This is a genomic window from Lentilactobacillus raoultii, from assembly GCF_900411375.1.
GTDB lineage: Bacteria > Bacillota > Bacilli > Lactobacillales > Lactobacillaceae > Lentilactobacillus > Lentilactobacillus raoultii.
On record NZ_LS423001.1, the window covers coordinates 1 to 1,859 of the forward strand.

The 1,859-nt window shown below is 47.2% G+C and carries 1 protein-coding gene; it reads left to right on the forward strand.

Features of this window, described 5'->3' with window-relative positions; all coding sequences use genetic code 11:
• The first annotated feature begins 137 nt into the window (after positions 1-137).
• Entirely contained in the window at positions 138-1,583 is a 1,446-nt protein-coding gene (locus ED605_RS12860) for a DDE-type integrase/transposase/recombinase (protein WP_121979298.1), read from the forward strand.
• Positions 1,584-1,859 lie beyond the last annotated feature (276 nt).

A 1,859-nucleotide genomic window follows, 5' to 3' on the forward strand; every position in this document is an offset into this window, starting at 1 on the left:
CGTAATGTCCAAAGTTTCTTAGTTCCATCCTTGGTAATCCTTGTCAAATCAACGTTAATCAAAAAACACTTGCCTTCCCCCAAAAGTTCCGACATAGTGTAAGTACCAACTCAACACAAGGAACAGGAGAAAAACAAGTGCTTACACAATTATTAACGTATTTAGTTCAAATTATCAAGGTTCAACAACAATTTATTTTAATTCTACTGACCCAACTCGCTAACGTTTATCTTCACTCCAAGACGCCACGTTTAGATGCGCCAACTTACCACCGGTTCAACCAATTCAAAGCGGATCCAAAGCTACCGCTTTTACAAGCTGATAAAGCAGGTGAACCCTTAGATTATCAGCAATTACTGCAGGCGTATTTACAGCAACATGGTCGACCCTTACGCCCAATCAACCGCCGGAAAGCTTTCGACTTCCCCGGGGTTCACTGTCCACGTTGTCAAGCGCCCGAGCCTTATCTGTACGCCAATGGTGGCGGTTCGCAAAAGCTGGTCCAGTGCAAGGTCTGTCATCACGGGTTTAATCCGAAAAAGCGGTTCGCCAAGGAACTGGTTCTGCGTTGTCCGGACTGCCAATGGAAGCTGGAGCTTTATAAGCAACGGGTGGGCTTCAAAGTCTGGCGTTGCCCAAATCCTCAATGTCCACACCGATTAACGGCACTGGCAAAATTATCACCAGATGAATTCCGGCAATACCAACAACAGCCCAGCCAATTCAAGTTACGCTATACCTACCGAGAATTCGAATTTAATGTTCGTCGTTTAGCAGAGCAGTCGCCAGTCCAATCACGGGTTGATTTAAGCCGCATCCAAGCGTCGCCACGCGTTCTTGGACTGATTTTGACTTACTATGTCAATTATGGCATGTCAGCGGCCAAAACAGCCGCCCTCATGTACGACGTTCATGAAGTTAAACTGTCCCGTCAGACCATTTTGAACTATGCCGAAGCGGTCGCTACGCATTTACGACCGTTCTTAAACGACTATCCTTACCAACTTTCCGACGATTTAGTCGGCGATGAAACCTACCTGCGGGTAAAAGGCAAGTGGCATTATCTGTTTTACTTTTACGATGTCGCTCGCAAAATTATTTTGGCCGACTACGTGACACCGCATCGAACAACTGAATCGGCTTGTATTGCCATTTACCAAGTAGTTAAGCGCTATGCGAAGATCCCTGAGGACTTAAGATTTACCGTGGATGATAACCCGATCTACCGGGTCGCTCGGCTATATTACGCACAACACGAAGATATCCGGTTTAACTTAAACATCGTCAAAGGACTGACGAACGAAACCGAAGTGGCGCGCGAACATCGTCCGGCCAAGCAAACGATTGAACGCCTCAATCGTTCATTTAAAGCCAATTATCGCCCAATGGGTGGATTCAACTCGACTTCCGGATCCGTTAATTATGTGACCCTGTATTCCGCCTGCCACAACTTTTTAATGCCCCATCAAAGTTTAAATCATCAAGTACCGGTGGCCCTGCCGGCCGTGCAGGCCGTCAACAAGATGCCGGATAAGTGGCTTCAACTGATTCAAGTCGCTGAAACGCAACTGCTGACCACTTGATTTCGGTAATTGGAGCCCGGCGCTTAAGTTGCCGTCAAATGGCGTTAGCGAACCCTTGACAAGCCAGGCAAACAATGGGTTAAACTGAAGATTCCCGGGGCTTATTTAAGTAGCCTTGATTTCGTATAATCATCGCCGCGGCTAGCTCACCGCAACCCATTGCGTGGCTTGTCAAGGGCATTTGACGCCCCGCAGTTGGTCGCAGCCTGACGAAAAGTACAAACCTAGGTACAAACTTGGTCACGAGTAAGTTTTCATAGAACTTTGGACATTACC